Below are 22,273 nucleotides of genomic sequence, written 5' to 3' on the forward strand. Positions count from 1 at the left end.
CGCAAGTAGTGATGCTTCGCTTCCCCCTTGCGGAAGTATCACTTATGCGTTCTTCATTTCTTCAATTTCTTGCTTTGTCATTTGTTCTCGCCAAATGTTTGCTCCAAGCCCTTTAAGCTTGTCCACTATATTCTCATAACCTCGATCAATATGCTCAAGTCCTGTTACTTCTGTAATTCCATCTGCCATTAATCCTGCAATAACAAGTGCCGCTCCTGCTCGTAAATCACTCGCCTTCACTTTTGCACCTTGCAATAATACAGGACCAGTTACAATTGCCGAACGACCCTCTACTTTAATTTGAGCATTCATACGACGTAATTCATCAATGTGTTTGAAACGGGCACCGTAAATTGTATCTGTTACAACTCCCGTCCCGTGCGCCTTTGTTAAAAGCGTCGTAAACGGCTGTTGTAAATCCGTTGGAAAACCTGGATATACAAGCGTTTTGATATCAACTACTTTTAACTTTCTATTACCGTTCACCGTAATTTGATCATCGTTCGTTTCAACTTGAACACCAGCTTCTCTTAGCTTTGCAGTAACTGATTCTAAATGCTGAGGAATAACGTTATCAACCGTTACTTCTCCTCCTGATGCAGCTCCTAGAATCATATACGTACCAGCTTCAATACGATCTGGGATGATAGTATGGTGACAACCATGTAAAGAGTCCACACCATCTATTCGGATTACATCTGTACCAGCACCTTTAATACGTGCTCCCATGCTTGTTAACAATGTAGCTACATCAATAATCTCGGGCTCTTTCGCTGCATTTTCAATAACAGTTCTACCTTTTGCTCGTACAGCTGCTAGCATAATATTAATCGTAGCTCCTACACTAACAACATCTAAATAAATACGTGCCCCGCGTAGCTCATCTGCTCTTAAATAGATGGCACCTTGTTCATTCGTAACATGTGCACCTAGCGCTTCAAACCCTTTAATATGCTGATCAATCGGCCTCGGTCCTAAATGACATCCACCCGGAAGCCCAATAACAGCTTTTTTAAAACGGCCAAGCATTGCACCCATTAAATAATAAGAAGCGCGCAATTTTTTCACTTTTCCATTTGGCAAAGGCATTGCAACCATGTTAGAAGGATCGACTACCATCTCCTCCTCCTGTCCATAAGTTACTTTCCCTCCAATTTCCTCTAGTAAGTCTCCTAACATTTTCACATCCGAAATATTAGGGACACCACCAATAGTTACTGGAGTATCTGCTAAAATTGTCGCTGGAATTAATGCAACGGCACTGTTCTTTGCACCACTTACTCGAATTGTTCCATTTAAAGCTCTTCCGCCTTCAATTAGCAATTTTTCCATATTGAGCTCCCTTCTTGTGAATGTATTTACTTTCTATCTTTTTATAGAAAGCTCCCCTTAAGAATCTCAATTACTCTTTCCATCCCAAAACTCAATAAATAGGAAACCATTATCTTCATTTCTCCTGTAGCACGAATAGATAAAGATCAACTATTCATCGAATGTACTTTATCAATTTAGATACGTTATCACATTTATTAATAGGACTATGCACATTATTTTCTATTTAAAAACCAAAAATGATAAAATCTTTAGACTTGTTCACGCTTTCATTATACAACGAAAGGAAACCGTCTAAAAGACTAGACGGTTTCCAAAACGGAATTTTATTCTTACGCTTTACCGTTAGAACCGAATTCGCGAATTTTACCAATAACAGTTGCTTTGATAGCGTCGCGGCCAGGTCCGATAAATTTACGAGGATCGTAAACTTCTTGGTCTTTGTTTAATACTTCACGAACAGCTTTTGTAAACTCGATTTGGTTCTCAGTGTTTACGTTGATTTTTGAAGTACCTAAAGAGATAGCTTTTTCGATATCAGCAGTTGGGATACCAGTACCACCATGTAATACTAAAGGTACGCCAGTGAAGTCACGAACTTGTTCCATTTCAGCGAATCCTAAGTTAGGCTCACCTTTGTAAGGACCGTGTACAGAACCTAAAGCTGGAGCTAGGCAATCGATACCTGTTGCTTCAACAAGGTGCTTACACTCTGCTGGGTCAGCGTAAATTACGCCTTCAGCGATTACGTCGTCTTCTTGTCCGCCAACTGTTCCAAGCTCAGCTTCAACAGATACGTTACGAGCGTGTGCGTATTCTACTACTTGTTTAGTAGTTTCAACGTTTTCTTCGAATGGGTGGTGAGAAGCGTCGATCATTACAGATGTGAAACCTGCATCGATTGCTTCTTTACATTTTTCGAAGCTTGAACCATGATCAAGGTGAATCGCTACAGGAACAGTGATGTTCATTTCTTCGATTAAAGCTTTAACCATAGCTACAACTGTTTTGAAACCAGTCATATGACGAGCTGCACCCTCAGATACACCTAGGATTACAGGAGATTTTTCTTCTTCCGCAGCAGCTAAGATAGCTTGAGTCCACTCTAAGTTGTTCATGTTGAATTGACCAACTGCGTATTTTCCTTCTAGTGCTTTGTTTAGCATTTCTTTCATAGAAACTAAAGGCATGGTGAATCCTCCTAAAAAACGTTTTTTGTATCCGATAAGTTCTTATCGCTGGTAGTATGACCAGAATAAGGTAAAATATGTATATCTACATACCGGACTTTTTTCTACACTCAATAGGATAACAACTTGTACTCAAAAACTCAACCGTATTCACCTGCACAATAGTCCATGTAAACGCTTTTTTCCATATTTTTTATAAAAAATTCATTTTTACGCCTCTACAGCGAGCTCATTTCTCACAGCTTGACGAATTTCATCAATATCAAATGGTTTAGCAAAATGCATTAAAGCACCTAAATCTTTTGCTTCTTGGATCATATCAAGCTCTCCATAAGCAGTCATTAAAATTACTTTAATACTCTCATCAATTTCTTTTACATGCTTTAAAATCTCTATACCATCCATGCCTGGAATTTTCATATCTAACACTACTAAATCTGGATTATCTTTTTTCACGATATCTAAAGCTTGAAATCCATTTGCTGCTTGGAATGTCTGATAACCTTCTTTTTGGAACACTTCATGTAATAGCACACGAATCCCATATTGATCATCAACGATTAAAATTTTACCTTCCATAATTCCCAACCTTTCTGTGTAAGTACAAGATTTAAAGCTTCTTATATCTTAACGATTTATTTTCGCTATTCTTTGGCAAATTCCTTCCTATTCTTTCTTATTTTACCGTTTCCTATTTTGTTATGCTACCCTACGATTTCACCTTTCTAAAAAAATAAACTATAATGAAAGCCGGCAAACACGTACGAAGGGAGTAACATTATGTTAAAAATTTTTTCAACTCAATTAAGTGGTTATTTCTCCAGAGTTTCTCAAAAAGAAGAAATGAATATAGAAGATAGTGCTCGTTTACTTGCTCAAGCACTAGTTGGCGATGGTTTCATTTATTTACATGGTACAAATGAAATGGAAGGCGTTGTTGCCGAGGCACTATTCGGTGCTGAACCAATGAAGCAAGCAAAACGCTTATTTGAAAATGGTAAAGAAGCAGAAGTAACCTCTGCGGATCGTGTACTTCTTATTAGCCGTTTTTCAACAGATGAAGCGGTTGTAGAAATTGCAAAAAAACTACAAGAAGAGGGACACTCTATTGTCGGCATTTCTGCTCTTCAAGAAGGTACGGAATCACTCGAACGATATACAGACGTACATATTGATACAAAACTGTTAAAAGGTCTTATTCCAGACGATGAAGGTAATCGCTACGGATTCCCAAGTTTAATAGTAGCTTTATTTGCTTATCACGGAATCAAATTTACAATCGATGAAATGTTAAATGAATATTAAAAAAAAGCGCCTTATTTCAGGCGCTTTTTTTATTACTTGCTCTCTTTATTCGTAATAGAAGCTCTTACGAAGTCATGGAACAATGGTTGTGGACGGTTTGGACGAGAAACAAGTTCTGGGTGGAACTGTGCTGCCACGAACCAAGGGTGGTCTTTTAATTCAATGATTTCAACTAGACGGCCGTCTGGGCTTGTACCAGAGAATACAAATCCTTCTTTTTCCATATCAGGACGGAACTGGTTGTTGAACTCATAACGATGACGATGACGCTCATATACAACCGGCTCATTATAAGCATTGTAAGCATTTGTTTCTTCAGCAAGCTTACATGGGTATAGACCAAGACGAAGTGTACCACCTAGGTCCTCTACATCTTTTTGTTCTGGTAATAAGTCGATGATTGCATATGGTGTGTCAGGGTTGATTTCAGAAGAGTTAGCACCTTCTAAACCTAATACATTACGTGCGAATTCGATTGATGCAAGTTGCATACCTAAGCAAATTCCTAAGAATGGAACTTTATTTTCACGAGCATATTGAATCGCAACGATTTTACCTTCTACACCACGATCGCCGAAGCCACCTGGTACAAGGATACCATCTGTATCGCCAACTAATTCTTTTACGTTTTCTGCTGTTACGTGCTCAGCATTTACCCATTTTACTTCTACATCTGTGTCGAATGAGTAACCAGCATGACGAAGTGCTTCTACAACAGAAATATAAGCATCTTGAAGTTCTACATATTTACCAACAAGAGCGATTTTTGTTTTCTTAGAAAGATTACGCACTTTGTTAACTAGCGCAGTCCACTCTGTCATATCTGCAGCTGGATTGTCTAATTTTAAGTGGTCACAAACGATTTGGTCCATGTTTTGTTCTTGAAGAGATAATGGAACCGCATATAAAGTATCTGCATCGCGAGCTTCGATAACTGCTTTTGTATCGATGTCACAGAATAATGCAAGCTTGTCTTTCATATCTTGAGAAACAGGCATTTCTGTACGAACAACGATAATGTTTGGTTGAATACCTAAGCTACGAAGTTCTTTAACACTATGTTGTGTTGGTTTTGTCTTCATTTCACCCGCTGCTTTTAAGTACGGGATTAACGTACAGTGAATGTACATTACATTGTCACGACCGATGTCGCTCTTAATTTGACGGATTGCTTCTAAGAATGGTAGAGACTCGATGTCACCAACAGTTCCACCGATTTCTGTAATAACAACATCCGCATTTGTTTCACGACCAGAACGATATACGCGTTCTTTAATTTCGTTAGTAATATGAGGAATAACTTGAACTGTTCCTCCTAAATATTCACCGCGACGCTCTTTTTGAAGAACTGAAGAGTAAATTTTACCTGTTGTTACGTTGCTGTATTTGTTTAAGTTAATGTCGATGAAACGCTCATAGTGACCAAGGTCTAAGTCAGTTTCTGCGCCATCATCTGTTACGAATACCTCACCGTGTTGGTATGGGCTCATAGTCCCTGGGTCTACGTTAATGTATGGATCAAACTTTTGAATCGTTACGTTTAAACCACGATTTTTTAAAAGTCTTCCAAGAGATGCTGCTGTAATACCTTTTCCTAAAGACGATACTACACCGCCTGTTACAAAAATATACTTAGTCATGAAAAAGCTCCCTTCTATTTTGCTGTTATATAATCACCGTTGCAAAGCGCAACGTATGTAGATAACACTGTATCCATCTTATTGTTAGACTCTTTTTATTTTCTAAACAAAAAACAAAAAAGAAAATTGCTCCCCTCATCACAAAAAGTAATAAGTAGGGAGCAATTTTCTTTTATATTTACACTTTAAAAGTATTATCGTCCTTTTTTAAAGAGCCCAAAAATGATTCTACATGGACGATAATAAAAAGTCAAGAACTACAGTTCTTCCTCTTCTTCTTCTTCAGTTTCATCATACTCAAGTTCTTCTTCAGCGAAGTCGTCGTCATCTTCGTCTAAATCATCAAGATCGTCGTCATCTCCGTCTTCTTCTTCAAGAACCTTGTCCAAATCTTCTACATCGTCTTCATCTTCACTTACGTCTGCATCGTCGAAGTCATCTTCGTCTTCTTCAATGTAGTCGTCAAAACCGTCTTCTTCAACTTTACGTTTCTTCTTCGGTTTTGGTTGAGGCAAGATTTCTTCATCAATTTGCTCATATGGGTACCAGCTGCGTAGTCCCCAACGATTTTCTCCTAAATTAATGAAACGTCCATCGATGTTTAAGTCTGTATAAAATTGTGCGATTTTCGCATTAACTTGCTCTTGAGATAGTCCCAGCACTTGAGCGATTTCTTGAACCAACTCGTTGAATGTCGTTGCTTGTTTTTTATCCCCTAAAACGCTATGTACAACTTCAATCATTGAACATTCTTTTAGCTCTTCTGGTGAATATTGCTTAAAATCCACTTATGCGGCACTTCCTTTCATCAAATATAACCTTATATATAACGGCCTGCTTAAAAAAATCCATACTATTCATTATAAACAAAAGTCGCACAAATATGCTACAAAAAAAACGGGAAACTTTTATAGGGTAGTAAAATTATAATTTGTCTGTTCCTTATTTCGGAAGCATATGGGCCCCTTGCAATACATACCTAATTTGCATTTCTGTATATTCTTCGAGCGTATACAGTTTTTGCAGCGCCCAGCGTCTAAATCCCCACATCTGTCCTTGTATAAAAATATTATGCGCAAGAAGCTGTATTTCTTTTTTATTTAATGTAAATGTTCCATTTTCCGTACACTGTTCTAAAATATTCTCGAACATTCCTACCATTTGAAACTCCTTTTCTAATACATACGGAAGTGATTCTTTCGGTAAAAAGCGTACCTCTTGATACATTATCAATACTTCTTCCTGTAATTCGTCCATCACTTTAAAGTAATTCGTTATTGCTATCTTTAAACTTTCTATACTCCCTTTTTCTGTACACACTACTTCCTCTAATCTTTCTTTTACATGTTCATATATACTATCACAAACTAAATATAAAACATCATCTTTGGTACGAATGTACTCATAAAGTGTCCCTATACTAAACCCAGCCGCTTTTGCAATCTCTCTCGTTGTTGTACGCGGAAATCCTTTTTGTTTAAACAGTTGCACCGCACCTTTAATCATTTGTTCACGTCTTAACGCAACTAATTTTTCATCTTTCACCGATGCATGCACATTATGTTTAACCATTCCCTTCACCTCTCTCTATTATTTTTTGGAAGGAAAAAGCGTAGGAAAATACCTACGCTTTCGTTCCTACTTCGTTAACATACGAGAAATTACAAGCCTCTGAATCTCTTGTGTTCCTTCATATATTTGTGTAATCTTTGCATCTCGCATATAACGCTCTACTGGATAATCTTTCGTATAACCGTAACCACCAAATACTTGCACCGCTTCAGTCGTCACCTTCATCGCTGCATCGCCTGCAAATACTTTTGACATCGCTGATTCTTTTCCATACGGAAGCCCTTCTGATTCAAGCCAAGCCGCTTGATATGTTAAAAGGCGTGCTGCTTCTACATCTGTTGCCATATCCGCAAGTTTAAAGCCAATCCCTTGCTGCGCCGCAATTGGTTTTCCAAATTGATGGCGCTCTCTTGCATATTCTACAGAAGCATCTAAAGCCCCTTGTGCAATACCAACAGCTTGCGCCGCAATACCGTTACGACCTCCATCTAATGTTTGCATCGCAACTTTAAACCCTTGTCCCTCTTCTCCAAGTAGATTCTCTACAGGAATACGGCAATCTTCAAACATAATTTCAGTCGTTGGTGAAGAGCGAATCCCTAGCTTGCTCTCCTTCTTCCCAACTGAAAATCCCGGTGTATCACTTTCTACAATAAATGCACTCGTACCGCGCTGCTTCGATTCAGGATCAGTTAGCGCAAAAACAACATAAATATCAGCAATACCGCCATTTGTAATGAAAATTTTTGATCCATTTAAAATATAATGATCGCCATCTCTCTTTGCGATTGTCTTCATTCCACCAGCATCCGATCCAGATCCTGGCTCCGTTAAGCCATATGCACCAATTTTCTTCCCTTCAGCCATCGGTCGTAAAAACTTTTGCTTTTGCTCTTCTGTCCCAAATTTAAAAATTGGCCATCCCGCAAGTGAAGTATGCGCGGACAGTGTTACACCTGTTGAAGCACAAACGCGAGATAATTCTTCAATAGCGATTACGTACGCTAAGTAATCGCTTCCAATTCCGCCGTACTCTCCAGGCCATGGAATACCAGTTAAACCAAGCTCTGCCATTTGATCAAATAACTCTCGATCAAATCGCTCTTCTTCATCACGCTCAGCTGCTGTTGGTGCCACTTCATTTTTAGCAAAATCTCGAACCATTTTTCTTATCATTTCATGCTCTTCTGATAGTTTAAAATGCATCTCCGTCTCCCCCTCGCCCTTTTATAAAGCACGGCTAATAACAAGTTTCTGTATTTCACTTGTTCCTTCATATATTTGCGTGATTTTCGCATCACGGAAAAATCGTTCTACTGGATAGTCTTTCGTATAACCGTAACCACCAAATACTTGCACCGCCTCAATCGCGACTTCAACCGCTGTCTTAGAAGCAAATAATTTCGCAATAGATGCTTCTTTACCGCATGGTAATCCTTGTGCCCTAAGAGATGCCGCTCTATATACGAGTAACCTTGCTGCCTCGACACTTGTTGCCATATCTGCAAGCTTGAAGCCAATCCCTTGCTGCGCCGCAATTGGTTTTCCGAATTGCTCACGTTCTTTCGCATAATCAATTGCACAGCCAAGCGCCGCTTCAGCAATTCCTAACGCCTGCGCACCGATTCCAATTCGCCCAACATCTAAATTCGCCATCGCCACTTTGAATCCTTGTCCTTCTTCCCCAAGTAAATTCTCAGCTGGCACTTTCATATCTTCAAAAGTAAGTTGTACTGTACGAGAACCGAGAAGTCCCATCTTATGTTCATCTTTTCCAATGATTAAACCAGGTGTATCTTTCTCTACTATAAATGCAGAAATACCACTTTTTCCTGCCTCTGGATTTGTAGAAGCGAATACAATGTATGTACTTGCTTCACCACCATTTGTAATAAACACTTTCGATCCATTAATAATATAATAATCACCTTTTTTCACAGCTCTTGATTTCAAACTCCCTGCATCTGATCCTGCATTTGGCTCTGTTAAAGCAAATGCACCTAAATATTCCCCAGTTGCAAGTTTAGAAACATATTTTTTCTTCTGTTCTTCTGTTCCAAAATATAAAATCGGATTCATTCCAACTGACGTATGTACAGCTAAAATTACACCAACTGTTGCACTTACCTTTGAGATTTCCTCAATTGCTAGAATGTAAGAAATAAAGTCCATTTCTGCCCCGCCGTATTTTGCAGGCGCTGGAATACCCATTAATCCAAGCTCACCCATCTTTTGCAAAATCTCTTTCGGGAACACCCCTTGTTCCATACTAGGAACAAAGGGAGCTATTTCCTTCTGTGCAAAATCCCGAACCATTTTCCTCATCATTTGCTGCTCTTCATTAAAACGAAAGTTCATATATTCCGCCTCCATTTGCTATATATCCTTTAAATAATTTGGTAAGACCACTATGTTGTAACAAAGGGGGCATTTATTCGTAAACGTAGAATCCACGACCTGTTTTACGCCCTAACCATCCTGCATTCACATACTTACGTAATAATGGACATGGGCGATATTTACTATCTCCTAATCCTTCATGCAACACTTCCATAATGTATAAACACGTATCTAAACCGATAAAATCAGCGAGTGTCAAAGGCCCCATCGGATGGTTCATACCAAGCTTCATGACTTCATCAATTGCTTCTTTCGTCGCTACACCTTCATATAACGTATAAATTGCTTCGTTAATCATCGGTAGTAAAATGCGGTTTGATACAAAACCTGGGAAATCATTCACTTCAACTGGTACTTTCCCAATTTTTTTCGTAATATCTTCAATTGCTTCATATACCGCATCATCGGTAGCCAAACCACGAATAATCTCAACAAGCTTCATAACTGGAACTGGATTCATAAAGTGCATACCGATTACTTTTTCCGGACGCTTCGTTACCGCTGCAATTTCTGTAATTGGCAGAGATGACGTATTCGTCGCTAAAATTGCGTGTTCTGGAGCAATTTCATCTAGATTCGCAAAGATTTTCTTTTTAATATCCATTTTCTCAACAGCTGCTTCAATAATAAGATCCGCTTCTTTCACACAATCTAAATCAAGCGTTACTGTAAGACGATTTAATGTCGCTTCCTTCTCTTCTTCCTTCATGCGTCCTTTTTCTACTTGGCGCGCTAAGTTTTTCGTAATGATAGCCATTCCTCTATCTAATTGCTCTTGCTTTAAATCTTGTACCTTCACGTCATATCCTGCCATTGCACATACTTGTGCAATTCCTGATCCCATTTGCCCTGCACCAATTACAACAATGTTTTGTACACCCATTTTTTCTTCCCCCTTAATTGTTAATAAATTTTATACCCTCGAACTTTAATTAGTGGACTTCAATCATCACTGCGTCCCCTTGACCGCCACCGCTACAAATCGAAGCAATTCCAATTCCGCCGCCGCGCTGCTTAAGTGCATGGATTAGTGTAACGATAATGCGCGCTCCGCTTGCTCCAATTGGATGTCCCATCGCTACCGCGCCGCCATTTACATTCAATTTTTCCGGATCAATTCCTGCGATTTCTGTACTTGCAATTGCTACCGCTGCAAATGCTTCATTAATCTCGAATAAATCGATGTCTTCAATTTTCTTGCCTGTTTTTTCAAGCAATGCGTTAATTGCATAACCTGGCGTTCTTGGGAAATCTTTAGATTCCACTGCAATTGCTGTATGTGCCAAAATTGTCGCTAATGGCTTTCTTCCTTCTTGCTTCGCTCTGTCTTCGCTCATTAATACAAGTGCGGCACCACCATCATTTAGTCCCGGCGCATTACCAGCTGTCACCGTCGCTGTCTTATCAAATACAGGTTTTAACTTTGCTAACTTTTCAATCGTTGTATCTTCACGTGGCGCCTCATCCTTTGCAACGACAATAGGATCGCCTTTTCTTTGCGGAATCGTTACTGGCACGATTTCCTCTTCAAAACGCCCTTCTTTATGCGCTGAAACCGCACGCTGATGGCTACGATATGCCCATTCATCTTGCGCTTCGCGAGAAATTCCATCTTCCTTCGCAACTTCTCCACCATAAACACCCATGTGTGTACCTGAAAATGCACATGTTAAACCGTCAGCAACGTTTAAATCAACAACTTCGTTATTGCCCATTCTGTATCCCCATCTTGCTCCGCGTAAAATGTAAGGACTGTTACTCATCGACTCCATACCGCCAGCTACAATTAGTGATTGATCGCCAGTACGAATAATCTGATCCGCCAACGTAACCGCACGAAGTCCTGATGCACAAACTTTATTCACTGTTTCCGTCTGCACTTCCCATGGGATTCCAGCAGCCCTTGCAGCTTGGCGCGATGGAATTTGCCCCTGTCCACCTTGAATAACCGTTCCAAATATAACTTCTTCAACATCACTAGCCGCAACATTTGCTCTTTCAAGCGCTGCTTTAATTGCAATTCCTCCAAGTTCCGTCGCTTTTACATCTTTTAAAGATCCTCCAAATTTTCCAACTGGTGTTCTTGCAGCACTTAAAATAACTGTTTTACTCATGTTTCTTTCCCCCATTTCATTTTTTAATACTGAGCGCTCGCTCGGTATCCCTACGTTGAGAAGAGGTGCAATCATTGCACCTCTTTCTAAAGTTGTATACATTCTTACAAACTACATCGCTTCTTTTTTCTGTCCGATAACAGATCGTTCTAAAATCTCTGTCACATCAAGAGTTTGAACCTTCTCTTCTACCTCTTTCGCTTTCGTTCCATCACTGATCATCGTTAAGCAATATGGACAACCTGTACCGATAATGGATGGCTGTACAGCTAATGCTTGTTCTGTACGAGCAACGTTAATACGTGAACCTGTTGTTTCTTCCATCCACATTAAGCCACCACCTGCGCCACAGCACATTCCCGTTTCACGGTTACGTGCCATTTCTACAAGATTCACTCCAGGAATCGCTTTCAAAATGTCACGTGGCGCTTCATACACTTCGTTGTATCTTCCTAAATAACAGGAATCATGGTACGTAACTGTTTCTTCAATAGCGTGAACAGGCTTTAAGCGCCCTTCTTTCACCCACTGAGCTAACAATTCTGTATGATGATAGACTTCTGCTTGCAAGCCAAAGTCCGGATACTCATTTTTAAATGTGTTATAAGCATGAGGATCAATCGTAACGATTTTCTTCACTCCTGCCTTTTCAAATTCTTCGATATTCTTTGTCGCCATCTCTTGGAATACAAATTCATTTCCAAGGCGGCGTGGTGTATCTCCAGAATTCTTTTCTTTATTACCGAGAATTGCGAATGAAATGCCTGCTTCGTTCATTAACTTCGCAAACGATATCGCAATCTTCTGACTACGATTGTCGTATGATCCCATTGAACCAACCCAGAATAAATACTCGAATTCCTCCCCAGCTTTTGATTTTTCTTTTACAGTTGGAACTGTTACTTCGTCATCACCTTGGCGCCATGTTTCACGCTCTTTACGGTTCAGCCCCCACGGATTTCCTTGACGCTCGATATTTGTCATCGCGCGTTGTGCTTCCGCGTCCATTTTCCCTTCAGTCAAAACGAGATATCGACGTAAGTCAATAATTTTGTCAACATGCTCATTCATAACTGGGCATTGATCTTCACAGTTACGACACGTTGTACATGCCCAAATCTCTTCTTCTGTAATAACATCTCCGATTAAACTCGGATCGTAAGCGAGCGTTGTAGACGCTGATTCTTGTTGCCCTTTTCCAGCTGCCATCATCGCTAACTGATTTCCTTGTGTATTATTGAAGGCAACTACTGGAACCCACGGTGCTTTTGATGTTACCGCAGCTCCTTTATCAGTTAAATGATCGCGAAGTTTTAAAATTAAGTCCATCGGTGATAACATTTTTCCTGTTCCTGTTGCCGGACACATATTTGTACAACGGCCACACTCTACACAAGCGTATAAGTCAATAAGTTGATTTTGTCTAAAGTCTTCAATTTTACCAACACCAAATGTTTCTTGCGTTTCATCTTCAAAATCAATCTTTTCAAGCTTCCCTGGGTTTGAAAGACGACCGAAGAATACATTAGCTGGTCCTGCAATTAAATGCGCATGTTTTGATTGTGGAACATACACTAAAAACGTTAACAAAATTAGTAAATGCACCCACCAAGAAAAATAGAACACTGAAATGGCTACGGTTTCATTTATCCCACTAAAAACGTAAGCGATTGCAGAAGCAATTGGTTCACTCCATGAAAGCTCCTCGCCATGCCATATAAGTCCCATACCGTTACCAAGTAGCACAGAAATCATTAAACCACCGATAAAAATAAGAACAAGACCTGATTTGAAGTTACGTTTTAAACGAACAAGCTTTTCTACATAACGTCTATGAAAAGCCCAAAATACTGCAATTAAAATAACAAGGGTGACAATTTCCTGGAAGAATGTAAATGCAGGGTATAGTGGTCCAAGTGGAAGATGTGATCCTGGTGCGAGTCCTTTCCAAACGAAGTCAATTGCTCCAAATTGGACAAGAATAAATCCGTAAAAGAACATAACGTGAATGATGCCGCTTTTCTTATCTTTCAGCAGCTTTTTCTGACCGAAAACATTGACCTTAAGGAGATCCCAACGCTCTTTAAAACGACGGTCAAACTCAATTTTTTTTCCTAATTGTATGTAGGCCATTCTCGTCCGTATAAGATATACAAACAAATATCCTGCATAAGCAATAACAGCAATGGCAGCCAGCCAATTAATAATCAGTAAGCTATTCATTTTTATGCTACCCCTCTCTTTGTAAGCCCTCTTTCTTTTTGAATCTTCAAAAATATATAATTTTCTGAATTATATCCCCTATCCCCATTATATAATGAGTGAGCATTCAGTCAACAGTTTTTTGTTATAGAACAACACATTTTTTCATAAAGCTGTTTATTTCGGTGAAACTATAAAGTGAAACTTTAATCAGTAGGGGCGGTTCTTCCCCCGCTGATTATTAGTTGAACCAATCGGGCTTTTACGGGCAGTTGATTTCCTAACTAGCTTCTGCTTATTCATCAATTTTTGAAATAGGAAGCTTACTGCCCGTTAAAGCGGGGTAAAGTGAAACTTTAACCAGTACAACATCTATCCTCTAAAGAAATTTATAATAACAGCCGTGCTACCCGTATCATTTGTAACATACTGAAGGTGAAAAGAATGCGAAGGAGGGAATTCACTGATGCTCTACTTATCTCTTTTGTTAATATCCGTTGCTCTTTGGATTACAATTGACCTTTCATACGGGAGACTTCTTCATTTAAAACGGGTAAGCTCTCGCACTTTCCCTTTACGTCAAAGTGATTTTCACCTTTATACATATGGGAAAGATTTATATGATGCTTTATTTACTGATATAAAACAAGCACAGCACCACATTCATATTTTATTCTTCATTGTAAAAAACGATAAAATCAGTCGTGAATTTTTAAAGTTGCTGATTGATAAGGCTCAGGAAGGAATTGAAGTACGACTTTTACTTGATCGATTTGGCAGCCATTCTTTATCAAACGAAGCTATTCGCTCCCTGCAAAAACATGGTGTATCTTTTTCATTTTGTCATAAGGTAAAATTTCCTCTTCCTTTCTTTTCTGCCAATCAAAGAAATCATAGAAAAATTACAGTGATTGATGGGAAAACCGGCTATATCGGGGGATTTAATATTGGCGAAGAGTATCTAGGGCATAATGAACACTTAGGATTATGGCGAGACTATCATTTACGTCTTACAGGAGAAGGGGTTCAAGATTTACAAAAGCAATTTTTGCATGATTGGTTTGATGATACGAAACAGAATTTATTGGATGCTTCTCTTTATTTTCCAAAACAACAACCAGGTACCATCTTGCATCAATTTATTCCGACTGATGGTGCTTATTTACAGCATACTTTTTTACATTTAATTAACGGAGCAAAAAAAGAAATCTGTATCGGTACGCCATATTTCATTCCTGGAAAAAAAATTATGAATGCCTTATTAAAAGCAAGAGAAAGAGGGGTTCAAATCACAATTCTTGTTCCAGAAAAAGCTGATCACCCTCTCGTTCGGGAAGCAAAATTCCCGTACTGCCGAAAATTAATACAGGCTGGTTGCAATATTTATGCATTTCAACAAGGGTTTTTTCACGCCAAAATTATTATAGTGGACGATGATATTTGTGATATCGGAACGGCAAACTTTGATATGAGAAGTTTATATATTAACCATGAAATAAACTGCCTGTTATATAATAAACATTTCATTCAAACAGTAAAAAATAAATTTCATGAAGATCTAGAGAATGCATCCGTACTTTCCTATAGCGATGTAAACCCGCCTTCTCTTATCAATAGAGGAAAGGAATGGATTGGAACAATACTTGCTTTCTTTTTATAGGAAAGACAATGAATAAAAGAGGTGTATCTCATATGATTATACGGTTTGGATATGTCTCACATGCAATGGCACTCTGGGACTGTTCTCCTGCCAAAACAATGACGTTTACAAGTTTTAAGAAACTTAGCAAGCAAGAACGAGAAGACAAACTGTACCATGTTATAAAGCAAAATTTAGAGCACACAATACGTATCCTTCATTACAATATAGCGCATGAAATCCCACTATATCGCCTATCGTCTTCCATCGTCCCACTTGCAACACATCCCGAAGTCGAGTTTGACTATATTGGGGTATTCACACCACTTTGGCGTAAAATAGGGGCTTTAATTAAAGAACACAATTTACGAATAAGTTTTCATCCAAATCAATTTACGCTATTTACAAGCGACAAGCCACATATTACTACTAACGCTATTACGGATATGACTTATCATTATAAAATATTGGATGCTATAGGCATTGCAGATTCTTCTTACATTAATATTCATGTAGGTGGAGCCTATGGAAATAAAGAAAAGGCGATTGAGCGCTTCCATGAAAACATAAAAAAACTTCCTACACATATAAAAAAACAAATGACTCTTGAAAATGATGATAAAACCTATACAACCGCTGAAACTTTATCCATTTGCCAAAAAGAAAATATTCCATTTGTATTTGATTATCATCATCATATGGCCAATCTTTGCGAGGAACCACTAGAAGAGTTGCTTCCTGCAATTTTTGAAACTTGGTCACATACAAATATCTCTCCTAAAGTTCACATTTCCTCCCCGAGATCGGAAAAAGAATTTAGGGCTCATGCTGAATATATCGATTTAGAGTTTATTAAGCCTTTCTTACACATTGCAAAAAAACACAATCATAATTTCGATATTATGATTGAAAGTAAACAAAAAGACTTAGCACTATTCCAATTAATAGATGAACTTTCTGCTATAAGAGGAATTAAAAGAATAAGTGGTGCAATGTTACAGTGGTAAATTGTAACTTTGCACCATTTTTTCAAAAAAGTAATTTTTATAGTAAAAAACATTCTGTTTTATATGCTATTATTTAAATTAGCATTTTCTCCCCGAGATTCAACTTTATTGAAACGGAGTCATAATATGATTAATCAAAAAAAGTATATACAATCTGTCATAATATACATATTTATATTTGCTCTTTGGATATTCCTTATACCAAATGAGTCGAATATAAAAGAAATCGGGATTCTTTTCTTATTCTGTTTCGCTGCACTTTTTTCTTGCTATTGCTTATGTAAAGCGATTAGAAAAATGACGCATGGTGATAAATTATTTTGGATTTTATTATTATGTACTTGTCTATGCGGGTTAGCTATGGAAATAACTTTATTTCTTCCTTCACTTTCTATTCATAAGCAAGTTATATTCTCATATAAAGCATTACCTTTTTTTATCATACAATATGTTTTACTCTTTGTTGGATTTGCTATAAAGTTTATAAAAATTTACTCTATTAAGGGTCTTGCTCAATTTTCATTCGATAGCATCTTTATTGTTATTATGAACATTTATTTCACTTTAACTTTTATCTTGGACCTTTCAAGCTTCCGTATGTTAACAAAGGAAACTTGGATTTTAATTGGCTATTTTATTGCACAATCATTAGTAATTTACGCCGTTATTAGTCTTTATAGAAGAGAACAATATTCTTCTAGTAGAATCGCATTAATTATCGGTTTCACTATTATACTCGTATACGGTTACATTCATCTGTTTCAATTAAATTTTGGGATGAAAACTTCTCCTGAATTTAATTATTTAATACACACTGCTTCTATTTTATTAATTGGACTTTCTTCCATACTATATATCTTGGATAAACCAATGCAACATGAAACGAAAGCAAAATATTATCGATTCGATTATGTACGTTTTATACTACCTTATTTTAGTATAATTATTACTTTTTCCTTTATTATCATTCAACCTTGGGATGATAAATTTATGTTAATTGGTCTCGTATTATCACTTATTTTGTTATTCTTGCGGCAACTTTACATGTGGAAAGATAATCAAGCACTAATCCTTACATATGAACAGTTGACTACACAACTAGAGGACGAAGTTGAAGAAGGTGCATTTGCATTATCAAAAAGTGAACAACGCTATAAGTCTTTATTCGAAGATCATCCCGATGCCGTTTTCTCTTTAAATATGAATGGCATTTTTCAACAATCTAATAAGGCATGCGAAAGCTTATTTACTGCCTATTATTGTGAAGTAGCAAGCTATTCTCTGGTACACTTCATTGATTCAAAAGACCACGAACTACTAAAGAAGGCTTTACAAATTACAAAGGAAGGTAGGCCACAAACGTTAGAAGTTCGTACAAAAGAACAAGAAGGCTATTATTATTATCTTCATATTACACTTATCCCTACTTTTATAAACAAAGAAGTGGTCGGAATGTTTGGGATAGCGCGTGATATTACCACTCTATATGAAAAACAAAAACAAGTAGAGCATTTAGCCTTTCACGATGCACTTACTGGATTACCAAATCGTCGAAAGTTCGAAAAAGATTTAAAAGCCATTTTAAATACAGCCCAAACTAACGCAAATGATGTCGCCGTCATATTCCTTGATTTAGATCGATTTAAAAAAATTAACGATAGACTTGGCCATGACGTTGGAGATTTATTATTAATTGAAGTAGCAAAAAGATTACGCGGTTGCTTGCGTTCAAAAGATATCGTCGCTCGCCAAGGTGGAGATGAGTTTACAATTCTGTTACCAGAAATGTACTCAGAAAAAAGTGCAATTTTTATAGCTGAACAGATTTTAACTATTTTAAACAAACCATTCTTCATTCAAGGCGAAGAACTCTCTATTACACCAAGTATCGGAATTGCGATGTACCCTGATTATGGAACTTATGTAAATGAATTAATGAAAAATGCTGATATGGCTATGTATCGTGCGAAAGCAAATGGAAAAAACCGATTTGTTTTCTTCTCAAAAGAAATGAGTATCGCTCAAAATGAAATTCAATTCTTAGAAGGTGAACTTTCAAAAGCATTACAACAAAATGAATTTTTCCTTGAATACCAGCCACAAGTAAGCACAAAAACAAAACAAATTATCGGTTTTGAAGCATTAATACGTTGGAAGCATCCAAAACTCGGTATCGTATCTCCTGCCCAATTTATTCCTCTAGCAGAGGAAACTGGTTTTATTATTGAACTTGGCAATTGGATTTTACGTACTGCCTGCTTAGAGGCAAAAAGATGGCATAATCAAGGTTTTTCTCACTTAAAAGTTGGTGTAAATTTATCTGTTGTTCAATTTAACCATGCAGATTTAATCCCAACTATTTCAAAGGTGTTGGAAGAAACAGAACTGAAACCAGAAGCACTAGATATTGAAATTACGGAAAGCATCGCAATTAATCAAAATCAATCTGTAGTTGCAAAACTAGAACAACTTCAAAATCTCGGTATTCAAATTTCAATCGACGACTTTGGAACTGGTTATAGTTCTTTAGCTTATTTAACAAAATATCCAATCAACACATTAAAAATCGCTCGAGAGTTTATTTGTGGAATTACAACTAGCCCTTTAGAAGAAGCAATTGTCTCTTCCATTATTACACTATCAAAAGAACTAAATTTAGAAGTGATTGCAGAAGGTGTAGAAACAGAAGAAGAATGGAAATTTTTACATAAACAAAATTGTGATCACATTCAAGGATTCTTTATTAGCAAACCTGTTTCTAGTAAAGACGTTTGGATGTTACTCCATAAAAAAACAACCGTCTAAGTAAGACGGTTGTTTTTTAGAACTCAAAAGGTACTTCATTAGCTAATTGTATCTCTTGATTATTATGAGAAATTATTTGGTTTTTCTCTAATGCTGTATCTCCTAATGAAATACCCCATGCCATCGCTAACGTTAGTAAACTACCAATAAGTAGTTTTTTCATATTCCATCACCCGCATTTTTTCTTTAAATATATCATGAAAAATTATCCAGACTTTATGCAATTATGCATATTTGTTCTTTATGTCTTTTTTATTTCTTCATTTTTTTTATAAGTGATTCTTTTAATTCATGGTTTCCTAATATATCAAAAAAGAAGCATGCTTTTTCGTAAGCATCTTCAATTTCTGCTCTATCACACCCAAGTTTTGCTAAGCATTCACCTTTTCGAAAGTATAACTGTCCAATCAATGTCATACTGTTAATTCGACACGATAGGTCAATGGCTTTATTTGCGTGACAAAGCGCTTCTTCGTATTGATTGTCTATGTATAATGCTTTTGCATGATTATGTCTCACCTTCACATCAAACTCTTTATTATCATGCAATGCCTCTAATTGTTTTAATATATTTTCAAACAAATCAATACCCTGCTTCAAATAGCCGTTTTCAGCATAAATGTTTGCAATTGCGTTTTCAATATAAAGGTTCTGATATACATCTATTCCTACCAGTTGTTGATTGAGCAATTTCTTTAATTCTAAAATGCAATATTCGTAATCGATTTTTTTCAATACGTAAGCAGCTACATAATATTGCCATTGAAGAAATTGCTGAAGCTCGGGATGATATTCTTCCTTTTTCAATTCATTGCATACTCTATTATAAATTTCTTTATATTTTTTTTGCTTACAAAGCAGAATAATTTGATCTTTTAACTGCTTATTCCTCTCAATATCAGAATAAATAAGTACCTCATAAAAATGAATGATGGGAACTTGTAATTTTGCTGCAATACCTTGCAATATATCCATACTTGGGTATACCGCGCCCGATTCAATTCGACTTACTTCCGATTGATGACATATGTTCTCGGATAACTGTTTTTGTGTTAATCCTCTCATCACCCTAATTTTCTTAATTTCACTTCCTAATTTTTCTGCGTGCATACTTACTCACCATCCCATTATAACAATCTAATTTTTTAAGTTGTCATACCACTACAATAATGTGAATTCGACAATTTTTGATATGAAATAATGCATAATATATATATAATTCGGCAAATTTTTCATACAATTCATCTCACATACAATAATAGATTAGGAGTGTTATAGATGAATTATAGAAAACTTGCTAGTGCTTTCGTTACATTCGGTCTTCTTTGCCCTTTATCAACAGAAGCTATTCATGCTCAAGAATTAGACAAAAGTGTAGTCAAAGTTGAAATTGCTCAGCCTGGTTTAACAATCGGGAAATTAACACAACCTCAAAATGATACGAAAGAAAATATTGCTAAAAAGTATTTAAAAGGTGAGGTAAATGGGGCGAAAGCTCAACAAGAACAAGTCACTACTGAAAAAAATGTAGATTTCCAACCTACAAATAAAGAAACCAAAGAAAATCAAACCGAAGTTCGCCTTGCACAAACATATAAAAACTATAAAGTATATGGCCAAGATCTCATTGTAAAAGTAGATAAAAATGGAGTGATCACAACTGTTAGTGGTAAAGTTGTTCAGAATTTAAATCAACAACCTAATCTTACTATAACAAATTTTTTGTCGAAAAATGAAGTAAAATCTAAATTACGCGATATAGTTCAAATTCCAAGTGATGCAGTTGAGACAGAATTCTCTAGCGAAACCGTTGTTTATAAGAAAAAAGATGGCTATTATACATTCGCAACTGTTATTACATTTACTTATGAAAACAATGAACAAATTATAAACGGCAATGCTATCGTTGATCTAAAAACTGGCGAAGTACTTTTCCAAGAAAAGTTCATTAAAAACAAAGAGAATAAGACTATAAATCAAGTAACATCACCTAGATTATCCCCTGCAAGTGAGCAAGGAACTGGGAAAAATGCACTTCAAGAAAACATCTCTTTCAATATTGCCAAAGGCACTGATGGGAAATTTTATTTAGCGGATTTATCACGCGGAAATGGTATTTATATTTATAATGCAAACTACGCCGATTCCCTCGGAGGATATAGTCAAGCTGGTTATCCAGGGACACTAATTTCAAGTAGCAATCCTAATTTTGCAGATAAAGAAGCCGCGGGCGCTATGAAGAATATGAGTGATATTTACGATTACTTTAAGAAAGAACATAATCTAAAAAGTTACGACAATAAAGATTCAAAAGTTGTTGCTAGTGTACACGGTTTTGATTCTACTGAAGTTAGTGATGGTGTAAAAGAAGACTATGTAAATGCATTTTGGCATCCCGCTTGGAACCAAATGGTATTTGGTGATGGTTTAGGCGGAAAACTAACATCCGCTCTTGATGTAACAGCTCATGAATTTGGACATGCTGTATTCAGTGGCACGACGAAAAATAAAGTCGTGAGATATCCAAGCGCTGAAACATCTGCACTAAACGAGGGATTAGCGGATTTCTGGGGTACACAAATCGAATATTACGTAAAGAAAGATAAAGGAAACTGGATTATGGGCGATACATTAGGTGGCCTAACAATTCGTGATATCCCAAGGGAAATTGGTGACGGCGGTCATAAATTATATACAAATTTACAAGATTTCTATAACGATGGTAATAATCAAGAATCACACGTGAATTCTGGTATTATCAGTCACGTATTATATCAATTAGCTGAAGGTAAAACATATAACGGTGTTGCTGTTCAAAAACAAGGAAATGAAAAAGTAAGTAAAGTTGTTATGCGTGCATTGCAAAATTATGCAACTTCCGCTGAAGACTTTGAATCACTTCAATCTCATATCGTACAAGCTGCAAAAGATTTATATGACACTGCCGTATCAAATGAATTTGCAAAAGCATTTGAAGCACACGGTTACAAACCGTTACAAAAAGTAAATAAAGTAATAGAAGTACAATAATTATAAAAAGAAGGTTACCTCTCATAGGTAACCTTCT

18 protein-coding genes are annotated in these 22,273 nt (G+C 37.0%); 5 read left to right on the plus strand and 13 right to left on the minus strand.

What is annotated here, in order from left to right:
• Nucleotides 1-42: 42 nt before the first annotated feature.
• The 3 genes from murA to spo0F all read right to left on the minus strand — a co-directional run bounded on the left by murA (nucleotide 43) and on the right by spo0F (nucleotide 3,101).
• Complete coding sequence (murA, locus tag DN407_RS26335; protein WP_000413254.1) at nucleotides 43-1,332, minus strand: UDP-N-acetylglucosamine 1-carboxyvinyltransferase; 1,290 nt, start codon at nucleotides 1,330-1,332, stop codon at nucleotides 43-45.
• Nucleotides 1,333-1,664: 332 nt separating this feature from the next.
• The gene (locus tag DN407_RS26340; RefSeq protein WP_001131855.1) at nucleotides 1,665-2,522 is read right to left on the minus strand and encodes a class II fructose-bisphosphate aldolase; all 858 of its coding nucleotides are present in this window, start codon (nucleotides 2,520-2,522) and stop codon (nucleotides 1,665-1,667) included.
• A gap of 210 nt (nucleotides 2,523-2,732) precedes the next feature.
• A complete protein-coding gene (gene spo0F, locus DN407_RS26345; protein ID WP_000398594.1) occupies nucleotides 2,733-3,101 on the minus strand; it encodes a sporulation initiation phosphotransferase Spo0F in 369 nt (122 codons plus the stop codon).
• Nucleotides 3,102-3,302: 201 nt separating this feature from the next.
• On the opposite strand from spo0F, the gene DN407_RS26350 reads away from it, so the two are divergent.
• Nucleotides 3,303-3,827: a DUF2529 domain-containing protein gene (locus DN407_RS26350; RefSeq protein ID WP_000912402.1), complete on the plus strand. Its 525-nt coding sequence runs from the start codon at nucleotides 3,303-3,305 to the stop codon at nucleotides 3,825-3,827.
• Nucleotides 3,828-3,859: 32 nt separating this feature from the next.
• On the opposite strand, the gene pyrG is transcribed toward DN407_RS26350, so the two are convergent.
• The 8 genes from pyrG to DN407_RS26390 form a co-directional block, all read right to left on the minus strand.
• Entirely contained in the window at nucleotides 3,860-5,467 is a 1,608-nt protein-coding gene (pyrG, locus tag DN407_RS26355) for a CTP synthase (RefSeq protein WP_000170460.1), read from the minus strand.
• A gap of 257 nt (nucleotides 5,468-5,724) precedes the next feature.
• Nucleotides 5,725-6,255, minus strand: coding sequence for a DNA-directed RNA polymerase subunit delta (gene rpoE / locus DN407_RS26360; protein ID WP_000346280.1), 531 nt, complete (start codon nucleotides 6,253-6,255; stop codon nucleotides 5,725-5,727).
• A 154-nt stretch (nucleotides 6,256-6,409) separates the two neighbouring features.
• Nucleotides 6,410-7,039 (minus strand): TetR/AcrR family transcriptional regulator, encoded by a 630-nt coding sequence (locus tag DN407_RS26365; RefSeq protein ID WP_000238599.1) that lies wholly within the window; start codon nucleotides 7,037-7,039, stop codon nucleotides 6,410-6,412.
• A gap of 66 nt (nucleotides 7,040-7,105) precedes the next feature.
• A complete protein-coding gene (gene acdA, locus DN407_RS26370) occupies nucleotides 7,106-8,245 on the minus strand; it encodes an acyl-CoA dehydrogenase AcdA (protein ID WP_149216716.1) in 1,140 nt (379 codons plus the stop codon).
• 21 nt (nucleotides 8,246-8,266) lie between these two features.
• Entirely contained in the window at nucleotides 8,267-9,397 is a 1,131-nt protein-coding gene (locus tag DN407_RS26375) for an acyl-CoA dehydrogenase (RefSeq protein WP_130813676.1), read from the minus strand.
• 73 nt (nucleotides 9,398-9,470) lie between these two features.
• A complete protein-coding gene (locus tag DN407_RS26380; RefSeq protein WP_000538880.1) occupies nucleotides 9,471-10,322 on the minus strand; it encodes a 3-hydroxybutyryl-CoA dehydrogenase in 852 nt (283 codons plus the stop codon).
• A gap of 49 nt (nucleotides 10,323-10,371) precedes the next feature.
• The gene (locus tag DN407_RS26385) at nucleotides 10,372-11,655 is read right to left on the minus strand and encodes an acetyl-CoA C-acetyltransferase (protein WP_002005994.1); all 1,284 of its coding nucleotides are present in this window, start codon (nucleotides 11,653-11,655) and stop codon (nucleotides 10,372-10,374) included.
• A 9-nt stretch (nucleotides 11,656-11,664) separates the two neighbouring features.
• The gene (locus tag DN407_RS26390) at nucleotides 11,665-13,776 is read right to left on the minus strand and encodes a (Fe-S)-binding protein (protein ID WP_001086776.1); all 2,112 of its coding nucleotides are present in this window, start codon (nucleotides 13,774-13,776) and stop codon (nucleotides 11,665-11,667) included.
• 445 nt (nucleotides 13,777-14,221) lie between these two features.
• Here DN407_RS26390 and cls point away from each other — a divergent pair, with 445 nt between their 5' ends.
• The 3 genes from cls (at nucleotide 14,222) to DN407_RS26405 (ending at nucleotide 19,206) form a co-directional block, all read left to right on the plus strand.
• Nucleotides 14,222-15,415: a cardiolipin synthase gene (gene cls / locus DN407_RS26395; RefSeq protein ID WP_000966417.1), complete on the plus strand. Its 1,194-nt coding sequence runs from the start codon at nucleotides 14,222-14,224 to the stop codon at nucleotides 15,413-15,415.
• A 32-nt stretch (nucleotides 15,416-15,447) separates the two neighbouring features.
• On the plus strand, nucleotides 15,448-16,401 hold the full coding sequence (uvsE, locus tag DN407_RS26400) for a UV DNA damage repair endonuclease UvsE (RefSeq protein ID WP_002101584.1): 954 nt from the start codon (nucleotides 15,448-15,450) through the stop codon (nucleotides 16,399-16,401).
• A 126-nt stretch (nucleotides 16,402-16,527) separates the two neighbouring features.
• A complete protein-coding gene (locus DN407_RS26405) occupies nucleotides 16,528-19,206 on the plus strand; it encodes a DUF4084 domain-containing protein (RefSeq protein ID WP_149216717.1) in 2,679 nt (892 codons plus the stop codon).
• Nucleotides 19,207-19,222: 16 nt separating this feature from the next.
• Here the strand turns inward: DN407_RS26405 and DN407_RS26410 are convergent, their stop codons facing one another.
• Together DN407_RS26410 and DN407_RS26415 are read right to left on the minus strand one after the other, a co-directional pair.
• Complete coding sequence (locus DN407_RS26410; protein ID WP_000734726.1) at nucleotides 19,223-19,369, minus strand: quorum-sensing peptide PapR; 147 nt, start codon at nucleotides 19,367-19,369, stop codon at nucleotides 19,223-19,225.
• An 89-nt stretch (nucleotides 19,370-19,458) separates the two neighbouring features.
• Nucleotides 19,459-20,316: a helix-turn-helix domain-containing protein gene (locus DN407_RS26415; protein ID WP_000542925.1), complete on the minus strand. Its 858-nt coding sequence runs from the start codon at nucleotides 20,314-20,316 to the stop codon at nucleotides 19,459-19,461.
• A 168-nt stretch (nucleotides 20,317-20,484) separates the two neighbouring features.
• Here DN407_RS26415 and DN407_RS26420 point away from each other — a divergent pair, with 168 nt between their 5' ends.
• Nucleotides 20,485-22,236 (plus strand): M4 family metallopeptidase, encoded by a 1,752-nt coding sequence (locus DN407_RS26420; protein ID WP_149216718.1) that lies wholly within the window; start codon nucleotides 20,485-20,487, stop codon nucleotides 22,234-22,236.
• The last annotated feature ends 37 nt before the right edge of the window (nucleotides 22,237-22,273 follow it).

Origin of the sequence: Bacillus sp. JAS24-2 (assembly GCF_008274905.1) — a bacterium.
In the GTDB taxonomy this organism is placed as follows: Bacteria; Bacillota; Bacilli; order Bacillales; family Bacillaceae_G; genus Bacillus_A; species Bacillus_A cereus.